The 16,250-nt window shown below is 43.6% G+C and carries 13 protein-coding genes; 6 read left to right on the top strand and 7 right to left on the bottom strand.

Translation table 11 applies throughout. From position 1 onward, the window contains the following. The 5 genes from ACHUFI_RS07070 to nadC all read right to left on the bottom strand — a co-directional run bounded on the left by ACHUFI_RS07070 (window position 1) and on the right by nadC (window position 5,461). Complete coding sequence (locus ACHUFI_RS07070; RefSeq protein ID WP_394247635.1) at window positions 1–870, bottom strand: prepilin peptidase; 870 nt, start codon at window positions 868–870, stop codon at window positions 1–3. Window positions 871–929: 59 nt separating this feature from the next. Continuing rightward, entirely contained in the window at window positions 930–2,156 is a 1,227-nt protein-coding gene (locus ACHUFI_RS07075) for a type II secretion system F family protein (RefSeq protein WP_394247636.1), read from the bottom strand. Window positions 2,157–2,184: 28 nt separating this feature from the next. Beyond that, a complete protein-coding gene (pilB, locus tag ACHUFI_RS07080) occupies window positions 2,185–3,870 on the bottom strand; it encodes a type IV-A pilus assembly ATPase PilB (protein ID WP_394247637.1) in 1,686 nt (561 codons plus the stop codon). 4 nt (window positions 3,871–3,874) lie between these two features. Next, entirely contained in the window at window positions 3,875–4,321 is a 447-nt protein-coding gene (locus ACHUFI_RS07085; protein ID WP_394247638.1) for a pilin, read from the bottom strand. Between the two features lie 249 nt (window positions 4,322–4,570). Next, window positions 4,571–5,461, bottom strand: coding sequence for a carboxylating nicotinate-nucleotide diphosphorylase (gene nadC, locus ACHUFI_RS07090; protein ID WP_394247639.1), 891 nt, complete (start codon window positions 5,459–5,461; stop codon window positions 4,571–4,573). Between the two features lie 131 nt (window positions 5,462–5,592). Here nadC and ampD point away from each other — a divergent pair, with 131 nt between their 5' ends. The 5 genes from ampD to lpdA all read left to right on the top strand — a co-directional run bounded on the left by ampD (window position 5,593) and on the right by lpdA (window position 13,651). After that, complete coding sequence (gene ampD, locus ACHUFI_RS07095) at window positions 5,593–6,144, top strand: 1,6-anhydro-N-acetylmuramyl-L-alanine amidase AmpD (protein WP_394247640.1); 552 nt, start codon at window positions 5,593–5,595, stop codon at window positions 6,142–6,144. 432 nt (window positions 6,145–6,576) lie between these two features. Then, on the top strand, window positions 6,577–7,344 hold the full coding sequence (gene pdhR, locus ACHUFI_RS07100) for a pyruvate dehydrogenase complex transcriptional repressor PdhR (RefSeq protein ID WP_394247641.1): 768 nt from the start codon (window positions 6,577–6,579) through the stop codon (window positions 7,342–7,344). A 54-nt stretch (window positions 7,345–7,398) separates the two neighbouring features. After that, window positions 7,399–10,062, top strand: a complete 2,664-nt coding sequence (gene aceE, locus ACHUFI_RS07105; protein ID WP_394247642.1) for a pyruvate dehydrogenase (acetyl-transferring), homodimeric type — start codon at window positions 7,399–7,401, stop codon at window positions 10,060–10,062. Between the two features lie 26 nt (window positions 10,063–10,088). Beyond that, complete coding sequence (gene aceF / locus ACHUFI_RS07110) at window positions 10,089–11,981, top strand: pyruvate dehydrogenase complex dihydrolipoyllysine-residue acetyltransferase (protein WP_394247643.1); 1,893 nt, start codon at window positions 10,089–10,091, stop codon at window positions 11,979–11,981. Between the two features lie 239 nt (window positions 11,982–12,220). Then, the gene (lpdA, locus tag ACHUFI_RS07115; protein WP_394247644.1) at window positions 12,221–13,651 is read left to right on the top strand and encodes a dihydrolipoyl dehydrogenase; all 1,431 of its coding nucleotides are present in this window, start codon (window positions 12,221–12,223) and stop codon (window positions 13,649–13,651) included. 83 nt (window positions 13,652–13,734) lie between these two features. Here the strand turns inward: lpdA and ACHUFI_RS07120 are convergent, their stop codons facing one another. Then, window positions 13,735–14,340: a LuxR/HapR/OpaR family quorum-sensing transcriptional regulator gene (locus ACHUFI_RS07120; protein WP_394247645.1), complete on the bottom strand. Its 606-nt coding sequence runs from the start codon at window positions 14,338–14,340 to the stop codon at window positions 13,735–13,737. Between the two features lie 331 nt (window positions 14,341–14,671). Here ACHUFI_RS07120 and hpt point away from each other — a divergent pair, with 331 nt between their 5' ends. Further along, window positions 14,672–15,202, top strand: a complete 531-nt coding sequence (hpt, locus tag ACHUFI_RS07125) for a hypoxanthine phosphoribosyltransferase (RefSeq protein WP_394247646.1) — start codon at window positions 14,672–14,674, stop codon at window positions 15,200–15,202. Window positions 15,203–15,280: 78 nt separating this feature from the next. Here the strand turns inward: hpt and can are convergent, their stop codons facing one another. After that, window positions 15,281–15,949 (bottom strand): carbonate dehydratase, encoded by a 669-nt coding sequence (gene can / locus ACHUFI_RS07130; protein ID WP_394247647.1) that lies wholly within the window; start codon window positions 15,947–15,949, stop codon window positions 15,281–15,283. Window positions 15,950–16,250: the final 301 nt, after the last annotated feature.

The following is a 16,250-nucleotide window of genomic DNA, read 5'->3' on the forward strand; positions in this document are numbered from 1 at the left end:
TTATATACCTAGAATTGAAGTAAAGTACCAGTTCATTATTTGCTCTCCCCACATTAGGCTGATCCAACCAGCAATGGCTAAGTAAGGCCCAAAAGGAAACGCTTTTTCTATCCCCTTTTTCTGAAGGCGAAGCTGAATCACTCCAAAAACTAATCCTACTAGAGATGACAATAAAATAATGAGAGGAAGATGTTGCCAGCCAAGCCAAGCTCCAAGGGCGGCTAGTAGCTTGAAATCACCAAACCCCATACCATCTTTGCCCGTAAGAAGTTTAAATACCCAGTACACACTCCAAAGGCAGAGGTAACCAGACATGGCTCCGATGACGGAGTCTTGCAGAGAAATGGGGCTAATATTGAAAGCTGCTAGTGCTATGCCCCCCCACATAAGAGGGAGTGTGAGCTGATCCGGTAATAGCATGGTATCTAAATCAATAAATGTTGCGGCTATTAGAGTGAAGGTGAAGAACAGTAAGGCAACAGTAAATAAGCTAAAACCAAAGTGGGCGGATATGGCCAAGCAGAGTAGAGCGCTCAATACCTCTACGGCAGGGTAGCGAATACTGATTGAGTCATTGCATTTATGGCATTTACCACGCAGCACAAGCCAGCTGAACACTGGAATATTATCGATCAAACGCAATTGTGTTTTACAAGATGGGCAAGTTGATCTCGGAAAGCTAAGATTAAATTTCCCCTGTGGAACGGGAATTTTGTATTCTGGAAAACACTCAGAACACTCGGCTTGCCATTCGCGCTCCATCATAATCGGTAAACGATGAATGACAACGTTGAGAAAACTGCCGATTAATAATCCGAAAATAGTCGCAAGGCTAGGGAAGAGCCAAGGGTAATAATACAAAGCTTCCATTGAAAGTGATGCCGTTAGTTAAAAAGTGATTAGCGTTTGAGAGCTAAGAGATGTACATACTAGCCTAACACACTCATTAAGTTAAAGATTGGCAGGTACATCGCGATCACTAATCCGCCGACAACGGTTCCTAAAAATACAATAATAAGAGGTTCAAGAATTTTCCCTAGGTTATCGACGGTATTGTCTACCTCAAATTCATAAATAGTAGCGACTTTGTTTAGCATATCATCCAGCTTACCGGACTCTTCTCCAATCATAATCATTTGAAGTACCATTTCGGGGAATGCATTCGTGTTTCTCATTGCAATATACATAGGCATGCCAGCAGCTGTTTCTTTATGAACATCAATAATTGCCGCTTGGTAGTGAATGTTTCCTGCTGTTTTCGCTGTGGTTTGTAGGCTCGTTAGGATGGGAATGCCTGAGCTAAAACTTGTCGCTAATGTACGGCTAAATTTTGCTATTGAGGCTTTCGATACTACGGCCCCAAGAACCGGAAACTTGAGTCCGACTCTGCTGGTGGAAAGACGAAGAGTATAAGAACGGGCGCTGGCAAATTTAAATAGTAATACCAGAACGATTACGATCATCACCGCATAAAAGCTGTAGTTTTGTATCCAGTGGGATAGCAAAAGTACTTGTTGGGTAAACCAAGGTAAGTCTGCTCCAAAGCCAGAAAACATATTTTCAAACTCTGGGATTACGATGGTGAGCATTAAATAAGATACAGCCAGTGCCACTAACACCACCATACAAGGGTAAATGAGGGCTTTGATTACTTTAGCTTTGAGTTGCTCACTCTTTTCTCTATAAGTCGCCAGCCGTTCAAAAACTTGTGCGAGGTGGCCAGATTGTTCGCCACTTGCGACGAGGTCGGTATAAAGGTCATCAAAGTGATGGCTAGCAGTTCGCATTGCTTTGGAAAGTGGGGTGCCTGCTTCTACCCCTTTACTTATGTGCGACAGAATAGACTTCATCTCGGCTTTTCTGTGGTTATCAGAAACCAGCTTGATTGCTTGAATTATTGGAACCCCTGTTGCGAGCATTGTCGCGAGTTGCCTAGTCAATACCGTGATATCTTTCGCTTTGACGCGATGAGTGATTTTTGTCAGAACGGATACTCCGCTCTTTTTAATTTTTTTGATTTGAATATGTTGTTCTTTGAGCTTATCTCTAACTTCGATCTCTGTTAGTGCAAGTGTTTGCCCTGAAACTTTTTTTCCTGAACTATTAACCCCTTTCCACCGATAGTTTTTTAGTGGGTTCGTTCTGTTTTTTTTCATGGTTCGGGCTCCGTTAATCCTTAAGAGACTATAAATAAAGAACTCTTTGCAGCTCTTGATAACTAGTAAGACCTTCAGTCAGTTTTTCTATGCCGGAGTCCTGTAACGTTTTCATACCATTGTTTTTTGCGATGGTTTCTAATTCTATAGTGGTGACATTGTTCATCAGTGCGTTAGCCAAAGTGTCATCAAAAGGCATGACTTCGTAGATCCCTAATCGTCCTGAATATCCCCCTGTACATTCATTACAGCCTTGCGGATGAGCTTTATAGATTAGGGTAGAGATGGGGATGCGATGTTTTTCTTTTATACTGGTAGAGGTATCAATAGTTTTACAATAGGCGCACAGCTTCCTCGCTAGGCGCTGTGCAATAATGAGACTTAATGAAGAGGCTAAGTTGAAGCTTTCAATGCCCATATGAGATAAGCGAACAACGGTCTCTGCAGCGGAATTAGTATGCAAGGTAGACAGCACTAAATGTCCGGTTTGTGAGGCTTTTATTGCGATTTCTGCTGTTTCTATATCGCGGATCTCACCAACCATGACCACATCAGGATCTTGACGAAGAAAAGAGCGTAGCGCTTCTGCAAAGCCAAAGCCGATTTTTGGTTGAACTTGTACCTGGTTGATCCCAGATAAGTTGATTTCAACCGGATCTTCAGCTGTTGAGATATTTCGGTCGGGAGTGTTGAGTATTCTAAGACCTGTATAGAGTGATACTGTTTTTCCGCTACCGGTTGGCCCTGTCATTAAGATCATCCCTTGAGGGCGCTTTAATGCATTTAAATACAGCTGCTTTTGCTTTTCGTTGTAGCCAAGCTTATCTATATCCAAGTTGGCGGCGCTGCTATCAAGTAAACGAAGTACCACTTTCTCGCCCCAGAGAGTAGGGAGCGTTGAAACCCTCATATCTATCGAGATTTCGTCATTGAGCCGCAGTTTTATGCGCCCATCTTGTGGAAGGCGTCTTTCAGAGATATCTAGCTTGGCTAATATTTTTAGTCTTGCAGAAAGGCGACGACTCAGGTGGCTAGCTGGCTGCTGAGTCTCCACGAGAATGCCATCGCAGCGTAATCTTACTCGGTATATATCTTCATAAGGCTCAAAATGAATATCTGATGCTCCTTTGCGTACGGCGTCGACGAGTATTTGATTGATAAAGCGACTGACAGGAGAGTCATCTTTACTCAGGTCTTCTACTGTTTGTATTTCACTGTCTGATACATCGACTAGATTTGCGAGTTCGTCTTGGCTAATTTCTTTCTGGTTTGAAGCAGTACCCTGAATGCTTTTTCCGTACATTCGGCGTATAGCGGCTTCTAGGTCTTTGTGACTAGCTAGGACGAGCTCGACTTGTAGACCGCTAGCAAAACGAAAGTCGTCTTCTGCTTGTAAGTTGGTTGGATCTGAAACAGCTAGAGTTATCGTGGTGGCAGTTTTCTGTAGAGGAAGCGTTTGGTAGCGAGTGATGAGCTCTCTAAACCCCAATGTTGCACAAAGCGTTTCGTAATCGAAGTGGGCAAGTGTGACCTCCGTTAACCCAAATATGGTTGCGAGGTGAGAGGTTAACTCGTTAGCTTGATAGAAACCTAGTTCTAGCAAAGCCTCAGGAACTGACACTCCTGAGGCCTGGATATGTTCAACGACCGTTTGTTCTTGAGTCAGACTAAGGAGGTTAGCCTGACGGAGAACGGTGATGAGGCTAGTCTGCATCCTATTAATTACAGCCTTTAATATCTGATGCATTGATACTTACTGTCGACGGGATATCCGTAATTATACAATTCCAACCAGAGCTTGTTCTGGCATAAGTCGCTTTAGCTCCAGAGATTGCGGACTTGGATCCAAATGCGAATACTAAAGATCCCGTATCTTCAGATACTCCAGTGATTGTGATCGTACCTAACGAGCTCATCGAAGTACTGGCTCCAATATCTGGTAGGTTGGCTGTAGCGGCTGGAAATTTCCCGGTATTTTGAATATGTAAATCTGTATTTGTTAGAAGTGAGCGAATTGTAGCAACGCCAGAAGCAGCGTCAGCTTTGATTGTTTGCTGAGTATAAGCTGGAATGGCTATCGAAGCTAAAACACCAATGATTGCTACAACAATTAATAGTTCTATTAGAGTAAAACCTTTTTGTTTTCTTACATTTTTCATTTTCATCTTGAGTATTCCGTTGAGATTAATTAATCACTAATCTGTGATGAGGTAAGGATAAGAGTCTGTATGAATAAGAAAACGAAAGAGGGAATATCGCGCGAGTGGATTAGTGTTTATTGAATAGAGGTTTCATTTTAAGTGCAGATTAATGCGATCGGCTTAATGACTTACTCGATATTTATTTTATCAATAAAAATAAAAAGGCTGAGCACATAATGCTCAGCCTTTTTATTGATAAATCATGCAATTACTTTAATCACTAAAGCGCATCGATAAGTCCATCGCTTTTAGGTGTTTAGTTAAAGCACCAACTGAAATGTAATCAACACCAGTCTCCGCATATTCTGCAATTGTGTCTAGTGTGATGTTTCCTGAATTTTCTAATGCCGCGCGCCCTGCGTTAATTTTTACCGCTTCACGCATCATGTCTTTAGTGAAGTTGTCCAACATAATGATGTCTGCCCCAGCTTCAATAGCTTGGCTTAGCTCTTCCAGAGATTCTGTTTCTACTTCAACTGGCTTTCCAGGGTTGAGCTCTTTTGCCGTAGAAATCGCTTTTTCAATACCACCGCAGGCAATGATGTGGTTTTCTTTGATTAGGTACGCATCGAAAACGCCAATACGGTGATTGAAGCCACCACCACAAGCTACTGCGTATTTTAATGCGCTACGTAGTCCTGGTATGGTCTTGCGGGTATCTAATAGACGGCACTGAGTATGTTGAATCTTTTCCGCATAAATGGAAGTCGTGGTCGCGCACCCAGACAATGTTTGAATGAAATTCATGGCGTTGCGCTCGCCTGTTAATAAAGCGCGAGCAGGGCCTTCTAGTGAGCATAACACTTGGTTAGGTTCTACTTTGTCGCCATCTTGTACATGCCAAGTGATAGTCACTTCCCCACCAAGTTGCTTAAATACTTCATCGGCCCAAGCTTGACCACAAAACACGCCGTGTTCTCGAGTAATGATCGTTGCTTTGTTGTGAGCATCTTCAGGTATAAGGCTTGCTGTAATATCTGCTGCAACGTCTAACGTTCCGCCAAGGTCTTCCTTGATGGTATCGGCAACAGCTCGAGTGATTTCTGCCGGTAGTTGTTCTTTTAGGTAATTGAGGCGCTCGTCGCTGTTATGTGTGTTTTTCATTGCAATTCTATTCTTGAAAGGAAGTGAGGATGGAATGATACTCTTGCTTGATAGCAAATTAAAGAGTAGATAGGGGGCGAGTGCGGGGCTTTGTCACATCTATATCCACCATTGGTAGCAGGAGGGGTTTCATGAAGATCGATAGTTTAGGTTGGTGCACCAATGCGAAAAAAGTGCCTTCTCCCTATTTTGATAAAAGACCAGAAAACCTGCCTATCTCTTTACTTGTGGTGCACAATATTAGTTTGCCCCCTGGCCAGTTTGGTGGCCCGTATATTGAGCAATTTTTCACTGGTAAATTAAACCCGAAAGATCATCCGTTCTTTGAAGTGATTCATAAAATGGGAGTATCAGCACATTGCTTGATCCGTCGTGATGGTGAGGTGGTACAGTTCGTTTCTTTTTTAGACCGAGCTTGGCATGCCGGCCAATCGAGTTTTGCTGGAAAAGATAGATGTAATGATTACTCGATCGGAATTGAACTTGAAGGTAGTGATTTTACCAACTTTACGGAAGCCCAATATCACGCTTTGTCCTCACTGACCCAATCCATCATGCAAACCTTTCCTCAGGTTACTCTCCCACGAGTGACAGGCCATCAATTCATCGCGCCATTGCGAAAAACCGATCCCGGTCTATGCTTTGACTGGTGCCATTTTAGAAAACTCGTGAAATCAAACTGACACGTTCGCTCTATATCGTTACACAGTTGTAATCAGTAAGTATTGAAGTTGCTTTGTTTTAGCTGCTCACACGCTTTACGTGCGCCTTTTGTAACTCTCATCCATTTGTAATGAGTTATGAACAGGAACTTTGGTTGAACTGAGAACTAAGTACAACTTTCACACAGTAAACGCGTAATATTTTTTCATATATCGTTTTAAAGACTCTAAATATCTAGCACGAATACTCCCCAAAAGTATTATTACTGTAAATGGTAAGACCAATTTGATTGCTGTTTTAAATCCAACTTGTTAAGTCTTGGTTAATTCGTGCTACGTTCTATGATACAGGTCAATTTTGCGCTGGACAGGGGTGTTTTAATTATGTTAATTTCTGCACCAATTAAAATTGGTATTACCAATTGACTGCAAAGAAAAGAAGAACAATAAATTATGGCTTATCAAAGGATTCGTCAGCCTAAACTCTCTGATGTCATTGAACAGGAGTTAGAAAGGTTGATAGTGGAAGGAACACTAGCACCAGGGGAGCAACTTCCTCCGGAGCGAGAGCTGGCTAAACAGTTCGACGTGTCTCGTCCTTCAATCCGAGAAGCGATACAACGGCTAGAAGCAAAGCGTTTACTTACTCGCCGTCAAGGTGGGGGAACGTTTGTCAGTGAAAATATTTGGAAAAGTTTTTCCGACCCTTTACTGAATTTATTGTCTACACATTCAGAAACTCAGCTTGATTTGCTTGAATCGCGCCACGCGATGGAAGGTATTTCAGCTTATTTTGCAGCTTTACGTGGTACCGATGAAGACTTTGCTCGTATTCAAGCATGCCAAGACAAGATTCGTGGTGCGCAAGAAGACAAAAATATCGAAGCAGAATCTGCGGCAGTTATGGAGTTTCTAGTAGCGTTAACAGAAGCTGCCCATAATGTAGTGTTATTACACATTGTTCGCAGTTTAGCGCCGTTACTTGAGCAAAATGTCTTACAGAATCTGAAGTTGTTACATCGCCGCGATGAAGTGGTGGAAAAAGTAAGTAAACACAGAGCTAATATTGTTGATGCGATTGTTTCAGGGCAGCCAGAACAGGCACGTGAAATGTCACACTCTCATTTAGCTTATATCGAAGAAACACTGTTGGATTTGACTCGTGAGGAGTCAAGAAGAGAGCGCTCTTTGCGTCGAATTCAACGGGGTAATGAGTCGTAAATACGGCTCTTTACTAGTTTAAGTAGAATCCAACCAATAGAAGGATAGATCGCCATGTCTGACATGAAGCATGACGTAGACGCACTGGAAACTCAAGATTGGCTAGAAGCCCTTGAATCAGTTGTTCGTGAAGAAGGTGTAGAGCGTGCTCAGTTTTTACTAGAGCAAGTTTTAGACAAAGCACGTTTAGACGGTGTAGATATGCCAACAGGCATCAACACAAACTACATCAACACAATTCCAGCAGCGCAAGAGCCAGCTTACCCAGGTGATGTGACTCTTGAACGTCGTATTCGTTCGATTATTCGCTGGAATGCAATCATGATTGTATTACGCGCTTCTAAGAAAGACCTAGACCTAGGTGGTCACATGGCTTCTTACCAGTCTGCAGCGGCGTTCTACGAAGTATGTTTCAACCACTTCTTCCGCGCTCCAAACGAGACGGACGGTGGCGATCTGGTTTACTACCAAGGTCACATCTCTCCTGGTATCTACTCTCGTGCATTCGTTGAAGGTCGTCTAACTGAAGAGCAGCTAGATAACTTCCGTCAAGAAGTAGATGGCAAAGGTGTTCCATCTTACCCGCACCCTAAATTGATGCCTGAATTCTGGCAGTTCCCAACAGTATCTATGGGTCTAGGTCCGATTTCTGCGATCTACCAAGCTCGTTTCCTTAAGTACCTAGAAGGACGTGGCCTTAAAGATACTTCAGCGCAACGCGTATATGCTTTCCTAGGCGACGGTGAGATGGATGAGCCAGAATCACGTGGTGCTATCTCTTTCGCTGCGCGTGAGAAGCTAGACAACCTATGTTTCCTAATCAACTGTAACCTACAGCGTCTAGATGGCCCTGTAATGGGTAACGGTAGCATCATCCAAGAGCTTGAAGGTCTATTTAAAGGCGCAGGTTGGAACGTTGTTAAAGTTATTTGGGGTAGCAACTGGGATTCTCTACTAGCTAAAGACACTACTGGTAAGCTTCTTCAACTAATGAACGAAACTATCGATGGTGACTACCAGACATTCAAATCTAAAGATGGCGCATACGTACGTGAGCACTTCTTTGGTAAGTACCCAGAAACAGCTGCACTAGTTGCAGACATGACTGATGACCAAATCTTCGAACTGAAGCGTGGTGGTCACGATTCTTCTAAACTGTTCGCAGCATTCAACAATGCAAAAGAGACAGGTGGCAAGCCAACAGTAATCCTAGCTAAGACAGTTAAAGGTTACGGCATGGGTGAAGCTGCAGAAGGTAAGAACATCGCTCACGGTGTTAAGAAGATGGACATGACTCACGTACAATACCTACGTGACCGTCTAGGCCTACAAGACCTACTTTCTGATGAGAAAGTGTCTGAGCTTCCTTACCTGACATTGGAAGAAGGTTCTGCTGAGTACGAATACCTACATGCTCGTCGTAAAGCTCTACAGGGTTACACGCCAGCACGTTTGCCTAAATTCACTCAAGAATTCAAAGTTCCTGAGCTAGACGCATTCGCACCTCTACTAGGTGAACAGAAGCGTGATATCTCTACAACTATGGCTTATGTACGTACGCTAAACATCCTTCTTAAAGATAAGAACATTGGTAAGAACATCGTTCCTATCATCTGTGATGAAGCTCGTACATTCGGTATGGAAGGTCTATTCCGTCAGGTTGGTATCTACAACCCACACGGTCAAGAATACACACCTGAAGATAAAGGCATCGTTTCTTACTACAAAGAAGCAACGTCTGGTCAAGTACTTCAAGAAGGTATCAACGAGCTAGGTTCTATGGCTTCATGGGTTGCAGCTGCAACTTCATACAGCACGAACGACCTACCAATGATCCCGTTCTACATCTACTACTCAATGTTCGGTTTCCAACGTATTGGCGACATGGCATGGCTAGCTGGTGACCAACAAGCTCGTGGCTTCCTACTAGGTGCTACAGCTGGTCGTACAACACTGAACGGTGAAGGTCTACAGCACGAAGATGGTCACTCGCACATCCAAGCGAACACTATCCCTAACTGTATCTCTTACGACCCAACGTTCGCTTACGAGCTAGCGGTAATCATGCAAGACGGTATCCGTCGCATGTACGGTCCTGAGCAAGAGAACATTTACTACTACCTAACAGTAATGAACGAGAACTACGCAATGCCAGCAATGCCAGAAGGCGCTGAAGAAGGCATCCGTAAAGGTATCTACAAACTTGAATCTCACGCTGGTGCTAAGGGCAAAGTTCAACTAATGAGCTCTGGTACTATCATGAACGAAGCGCGTAAAGCGGCTGAAATTCTAAGCGAAGAGTACGGCGTAGCATCTGACGTATTCTCAGTAACGTCGTTCAACGAACTAACTCGTGACGGCCAAGCGGTAGAGCGTGACAACATGCTTCACCCAGAAGCTGAAGAGAAAGTACCGTACATCACAACTGTTCTTGGTAAAGAACCTGCAATCGCAGTGACTGACTACATGAAGAACTACGCTGAGCAAGTACGTGCGTACATGCCAACTGAGTCTTACAAAGTACTTGGTACAGATGGTTTCGGCCGCTCTGACAGCCGTGCAAACCTGCGTCGTCACTTCGAAGTTAACGCTGGCTACATCGTAGTTGCAGCTCTAACTGAACTGGCTAAACGTGGTGATATCGAGAAATCAGTAGTTGTTGAAGCAATTGCTAAGTTCGATATCGACACTGAAAAAACTAACCCGCAATACGCATAAGACTGGCATTAAGGTAGGTAAATACAATGACAATCGAAATTAATGTACCAGACATCGGTGCTGACGAGGTTGAAGTCACTGAAATTCTTGTAAACGTTGGCGACAAGGTTGAAGAAGAGCAGTCACTGATCACTGTTGAAGGCGACAAAGCTTCAATGGAAGTTCCAGCGTCTCAAGCGGGTATCGTTAAAGAAATCAAAGTAGCAGAAGGCGATTCTGTTTCTACTGGTTCTCTTATCATGATCTTCGAAGCGGAAGGTGCAGCAGCACCGGCTGCGCCAGAAGTTGAAGCGGCGGCACCAGTTGCTGCAGCTCCTGCAGCGGCAGCTGAGCTTAAAGAAGTTCACGTACCAGATATCGGCGGTGATGAAGTTGAAGTAACTGAAATCATGGTTGCTATCGGTGATGCAGTAGAAGAAGAGCAATCTCTTCTTACTGTCGAAGGTGATAAGGCTTCAATGGAAGTTCCTGCACCATTCGCTGGTATCGTTAAAGAAATCAAGATCGCTTCTGGTGATTCAGTTTCTACTGGTTCTCTAGTAATGGTATTCGAAGTGGCTGGTTCTGCAGCTCCTGCTCCTGCGGCAGCAGCACCAGTTGCAGTTGCACCAGCAGCGTCAGCTGAAAAAGAAGTAAACGTTCCAGATATCGGCGGTGACGAAGTAGAAGTTACTGAAGTAATGGTAGCGGTTGGCGATACAGTAGAAGAAGAGCAATCTCTAATTACTGTTGAAGGCGACAAAGCTTCAATGGAAGTTCCAGCACCATTCGCGGGTACTGTAAAAGAGATCAAGATTGCAGCGGGCGATAAAGTGTCAACTGGCTCTCTAATCATGACTTTCGTTGTGGCCGGCACTCCGGTTGAAGGCGCAGCTCCAGTTCCTGTAGCAGCACCTGCACAAGCAGCAGCTCCAGCGGCGGCACCTGCTCCTAAAGCTGAAGCTCCAGCGGCAGCAGCAGCTACAGACGACTTCCAAGAAAACGGTGAGTACGCACACGCGTCTCCAGTTGTTCGTCGTCTAGCTCGTGAGTTCGGTGTAAACCTAGCGAAAGTTAAAGGTACTGGTCGTAAGAGCCGTGTACTTAAAGAAGACGTTCAGTCTTACGTTAAAGATGCACTTAAGCGTCTAGAGTCTGGTGCTGCGGCATCTGGCAAAGGCGGTGATGGCTCTGCTCTTGGTCTACTACCATGGCCAAAAGTTGACTTCAGCAAGTTCGGCGAAACTGAAGTTCAGAAGCTTTCTAAGATCAAGAAGATCTCTGGCGCAAACCTACACCGTAACTGGGTAATGATCCCTCACGTTACACAGTGGGATAACGCAGACATAACTGAGCTAGAAGCATTCCGTAAAGAACAGAACGCAATCGAAGCGAAGAAAGACACTGGCATGAAGATCACTCCACTTGTGTTCATCATGAAAGCTGTTGCTAAAGCGCTAGAAGCGTTCCCTGCGTTTAACTCTTCTCTTTCTGAAGATGGCGAAAGCATCATTCTTAAGAAGTACGTAAACGTTGGTATCGCAGTAGATACTCCAAACGGTCTTGTTGTTCCTGTATTTAAAGACGTGAACAAGAAAGGCATTTACGAGCTTTCTGAAGAGCTAATGGCTGTGTCTAAGAAAGCACGTGCTGGTAAGCTAACTGCAGCTGACATGCAAGGTGGTTGTTTCACAATCTCTAGCCTTGGTGGCATCGGTGGTACTGCATTTACGCCAATCGTAAACGCTCCAGAAGTAGGTATCCTAGGTGTATCTAAGTCTGAAATGAAGCCGGTTTGGAACGGTAAAGAATTCCAACCACGTCTACAACTTCCACTGTCTCTATCATACGACCACCGTGTGATTGATGGTGCTGAAGGTGCACGCTTCATTACTTTCCTAAACAGCGCACTATCTGACATTCGTCGTCTAGTACTGTAATTAGAAAGTAAATATTAAGGTGGCTTTCGGGTCACCTTAATTCTATATACAAAGTATTTTTTAGAGAACAGTTCGCCCACTTTTCATAAAGTGAATAGGGAATTGTTGTCTAGCTCACAGGCTAACTTAAAGCTACTTTCACACTGTTAACATCTCTGTAAAATGTTGGCTGTTTGAAAGCCCAATAATTTAAGAACATCTACTCAGCCTGTTAGGGATAATGACTACAAGAGGTCACAATGAGCAAAGAAATTAAAGCCCAAGTTGTTGTACTTGGTTCAGGTCCTGCTGGTTACTCAGCTGCATTCCGTTGTGCGGATTTAGGTCTAGAAACAGTACTAGTTGAACGTTACAGCACTCTTGGTGGTGTATGTCTAAACGTTGGTTGTATTCCATCTAAAGCACTTCTTCACGTATCGAAAGTAATTGAAGAAGCAAAAGCGATGGCAGAGCACGGCGTTGTATTCGGTGAGCCACAAACAGACATCAGCAAAATCCGTATCTGGAAAGAGAAAGTTGTAAACCAACTGACTGGCGGTCTTGGCGGTATGGCTAAGATGCGTAACGTGACAGTGGTTAACGGCTTCGGTAAGTTTACTGGCCCTAACTCTATCCTTGTAGAAGGCGAAGGCGAATCAACAACAGTTAACTTCGACAACGCTATCATTGCTGCGGGTTCTCGCCCAATCAAGCTTCCATTCATCCCGCATGAAGACCCACGTATCTGGGATTCTACGGATGCACTTGAGCTGAAAGAAGTTCCTGAAAAACTGCTTATCATGGGCGGTGGTATCATCGGTCTTGAAATGGGTACGGTTTACCACTCTCTGGGTTCTAAAGTAGACGTAGTTGAGATGTTCGATCAAGTTATCCCTGCTGCGGATAAAGATATCGTTAAAGTCTTCACTAAGCGTATTAAGAACAAGTTCAAGCTAATGCTTGAGACTAAAGTGACAGCTGTTGAAGCGAAAGAAGATGGTATCTACGTTTCAATGGAAGGCAAGAAAGCTCCTGCTGAAGCTGAGCGTTACGATGCTGTTCTTGTTGCTATCGGTCGTGTTCCAAACGGTGCACTTATCGATGCTGAAAAAGCGGGTATCGAAGTTGACGAGCGTGGTTTCATCAACGTTGATAAGCAAATGCGTACAAACGTTCCTCACATCCATGCGATCGGTGACGTTGTTGGTCAACCAATGCTTGCTCACAAAGGTGTGCATGAAGGTCACGTAGCTGCTGAAGTTATCTCTGGTAAGAAGCACTACTTCGACCCTAAAGTAATCCCATCAATTGCGTACACTGAGCCAGAAGTTGCTTGGGTAGGTAAGACTGAGAAAGAAGCGAAGGCTGAAGGCATCAACTACGAAGTTGCTACTTTCCCTTGGGCTGCTTCTGGTCGTGCAATCGCATCTGACTGTGCAGACGGTATGACTAAGATGATCTTCGACAAAGAGACTCATCGTGTAATCGGTGGTGCTATCGTTGGTACTAACGGTGGTGAGCTTCTTGGTGAAATCGGCCTAGCAATCGAAATGGGTTGTGACGCAGAAGATATCGCTCTAACTATCCACGCTCACCCAACTCTACACGAGTCTGTGGGTCTAGCTGCGGAAGTATTCGAAGGTTCAATCACTGACCTTCCAAACAAAAAAGCAGTGAAAAAGAAGAAGTAATTCTCTTTTAACCACTGTTTGAAGTTAATAAAAAACCGCTGATTATTCAGCGGTTTTTTTTGTTATTAAGCCATTTTAAATTGTTACTTGTAGATACATAACATATCAAGGTAACTAGCGGTTAGTTGTTCTAACTCTGCTTGAGATTGAGCGCGATTTGCTTGAATAAATAACGAATAGCAAATGCCGTGGAACAAGTTAGCAAGATGCTTAGGATCGTGATCATTACACACTTCGCCTCGCTCAATCGCTTTGCTGAACATATTTTGAACAAGCATTTGATTGGTGCGGTTAGTGGTCACAAATAATGGCCATACTTCGTCACGTGTTGATGCGCTCCACTCAAACCACACTTTAAGCCAGTGGCAGTCATGAGCAACGAGAGTCACCATTTCGTTAGCGATGGTATGAAGGTTTTCTTTCGCATGAAGATCGAGATCGATGTTGTCTGAAAGAAAGTTAGAGAATTGGCGTACAACGTGATTCAGTACTTCATCGACGAGATCTTCTCGGGTAGGGAAGTAGTTAAATACCGTTGCCACTGATACCTGAGCGATCTCTGCAATGTCTGCATGTCCGCCACGGCCAATGCCTCTGCGTGCGAAAACTTCGAGTGCGATTTCCATCAGTTGAAGTTTTCGTTTTAATGGAGAAAGCCTGGTTCTCGGTCTCTTAGCTATTGAGTCCATATTATATTTTCCTTGCCAATGAGTTTTTATAATTAGTGATGTTTTTATTATTTAAGCATCATGAGTGTAATGGTGCATATGCAAATGGTCAATAATTTATGCCTATTTAGTAGACAGTTATATCAAGATTGATACTTGAAATGACTCAAAAATTTACAGGTTAGCATTCATCTAATGGATCTAAGTTAGGAAGGGCACATTTCCGTAACGAACTAGGGGCTTATTCGTGGCTGAAGGTGGTCTGGTTATTAGAGCAGTGCTAGACTTAGCCACGAAAGAAGCGGCTAGCTAGGCTACACTTGTCGCAGTCACCTAATTAAATGAGAACAGTATGAAGCATACAGTTGAAGTCATGATTTCTGAGCAAGAAGTTCAGGAACGCGTAAACGAACTAGGGAAGCAAATTACAGAGCATTACCAAGGTAGTGAAGATCTGGTCCTAGTTGGTTTGCTACGTGGATCGTTTGTCTTTATGGCGGATTTAGCTCGTGCGATTGATTTAACGCACCAAGTGGATTTCATGACCGCATCTAGCTACGGCAATGCAATGGAAAGTACTCGTGACGTTCGTATTTTGAAAGATCTAGATGATGATATTCAAGGTAAGGACGTATTACTTGTTGAAGACATCATTGATACAGGTAACACACTGACTAAAGTGAAAGAGATCTTAAGCCTACGTGGACCTAAATCAATAGAGATTTGTACTCTATTAGATAAGCCATCACGTCGTGAAGTTCATGTTGATGTTAAATGGATTGGCTTTGAAATTCCTGATGAATTTGTGGTTGGTGTGGGTATCGACTACGCTCAGAAGTACCGTCACTTACCATACATCGGTAAAGTTGTACCTCAAGAGTAATTAAGACTTTGAGCAGATAAACAAACGCCCGCTAACTTAGCGGGCGTTTTTGATTGGATAGTTTATCAATATGCTAGCTTAACGACATAGAAGCTTATGTTCAGGATTGAGAATTGACTCCATCGCAACTTGGTAAGAGGTATCAACACTTTCTCGAGAGTTAGAGCGAACACCTAAGTACTCCAACTTACCATCACCGATACCATAGACAACACCGTGGATCTCGATGTCTTGGCCTCGCTCCCATGCATTTTGCATGATGGTGGAATTAGCAAGGTTATAGACTTGCTCGGCAACGTTAATTTCACCCAGCTTGTCAGCACGATCATCCTCTGGCATCGCTTCTAAGTAATTACGGTGTTTGAAGTAGAGATCGCGGATATGCAGTAGCCAGTTGTTGATCAGACCAAGCTGCGGGTTATCAATCGCCGCTTTTACACCGCCACAGCCGTAGTGACCACATACGATGACGTGTTTAACCTTCAATACATCGACCGCGTATTGCACTACCGATAGGCAATTCAAATCGGTATGAATAACTTGGTTAGCGACATTACGGTGTACAAACAGTTCACCAGAATAAAGTCCGGTTAGGCGCTCTGCGGGGACTCGGCTGTCTGAGCAACCAATCCATAGAAAGCCAGGGCTCTGACCTTCCTCAAGCTTCGCAAAGTACTCAGGGCGTTCCGCTTTAATCGATTCAGACCACTTTGAGTTGTTTTCAAATAGCTGTTTAATTTCCGGCATCTCGTTCGCAATCCTTAAAAAATTCTTGCATCACTATACACAATGTTACAATTTCGTTCCCGCGAATATTGTCCGAAAAGGCACTCATCTGACGTGTTTGAGCGCTAAAAATCATAAACTTAGCACTCATCCTAACTAACAGTTATAACGTATGAGTTATGAGATGTGATTAACACTTATCTCTCCTAAGTAACATTTGTTAGTATGATGAAATTAGCTACATTTCGCAGCGTTTTGATTACATTTTCTGCAAAATCTAGCTACAAAGTTTAGGGTTATTCTCGCTTATCTCTAGTGTATA

The sequence above is a fragment of the Vibrio profundi genome (assembly GCF_043642225.1).
GTDB classification, from domain to species: domain Bacteria; phylum Pseudomonadota; class Gammaproteobacteria; order Enterobacterales; family Vibrionaceae; genus Vibrio; species Vibrio profundi_A.

Bases quoted from the DNA above. Each gene is read 5' to 3' on its own strand.
- lpdA (WP_394247644.1), top strand. From the start codon at position 12,221: ATGAGCAAAGAAATTAAAGCCCAAGTTGTTGTACTTGGTTCAGGTCCT.
- pilB (WP_394247637.1), bottom strand. From the start codon at position 3,870: ATGCAGACTAGCCTCATCACCGTTCTCCGTCAGGCTAACCTCCTTAGT.
- hpt (WP_394247646.1), top strand. From the start codon at position 14,672: ATGAAGCATACAGTTGAAGTCATGATTTCTGAGCAAGAAGTTCAGGAA.
- ACHUFI_RS07120 (WP_394247645.1), bottom strand. From the start codon at position 14,340: ATGGACTCAATAGCTAAGAGACCGAGAACCAGGCTTTCTCCATTAAAA.
- ampD (WP_394247640.1), top strand. From the start codon at position 5,593: ATGAAGATCGATAGTTTAGGTTGGTGCACCAATGCGAAAAAAGTGCCT.
- nadC (WP_394247639.1), bottom strand. From the start codon at position 5,461: ATGAAAAACACACATAACAGCGACGAGCGCCTCAATTACCTAAAAGAA.
- ACHUFI_RS07085 (WP_394247638.1), bottom strand. From the start codon at position 4,321: ATGAAAATGAAAAATGTAAGAAAACAAAAAGGTTTTACTCTAATAGAA.
- pdhR (WP_394247641.1), top strand. From the start codon at position 6,577: ATGGCTTATCAAAGGATTCGTCAGCCTAAACTCTCTGATGTCATTGAA.
- can (WP_394247647.1), bottom strand. From the start codon at position 15,949: ATGCCGGAAATTAAACAGCTATTTGAAAACAACTCAAAGTGGTCTGAA.
- ACHUFI_RS07075 (WP_394247636.1), bottom strand. From the start codon at position 2,156: ATGAAAAAAAACAGAACGAACCCACTAAAAAACTATCGGTGGAAAGGG.
- ACHUFI_RS07070 (WP_394247635.1), bottom strand. From the start codon at position 870: ATGGAAGCTTTGTATTATTACCCTTGGCTCTTCCCTAGCCTTGCGACT.
- aceE (WP_394247642.1), top strand. From the start codon at position 7,399: ATGTCTGACATGAAGCATGACGTAGACGCACTGGAAACTCAAGATTGG.
- aceF (WP_394247643.1), top strand. From the start codon at position 10,089: ATGACAATCGAAATTAATGTACCAGACATCGGTGCTGACGAGGTTGAA.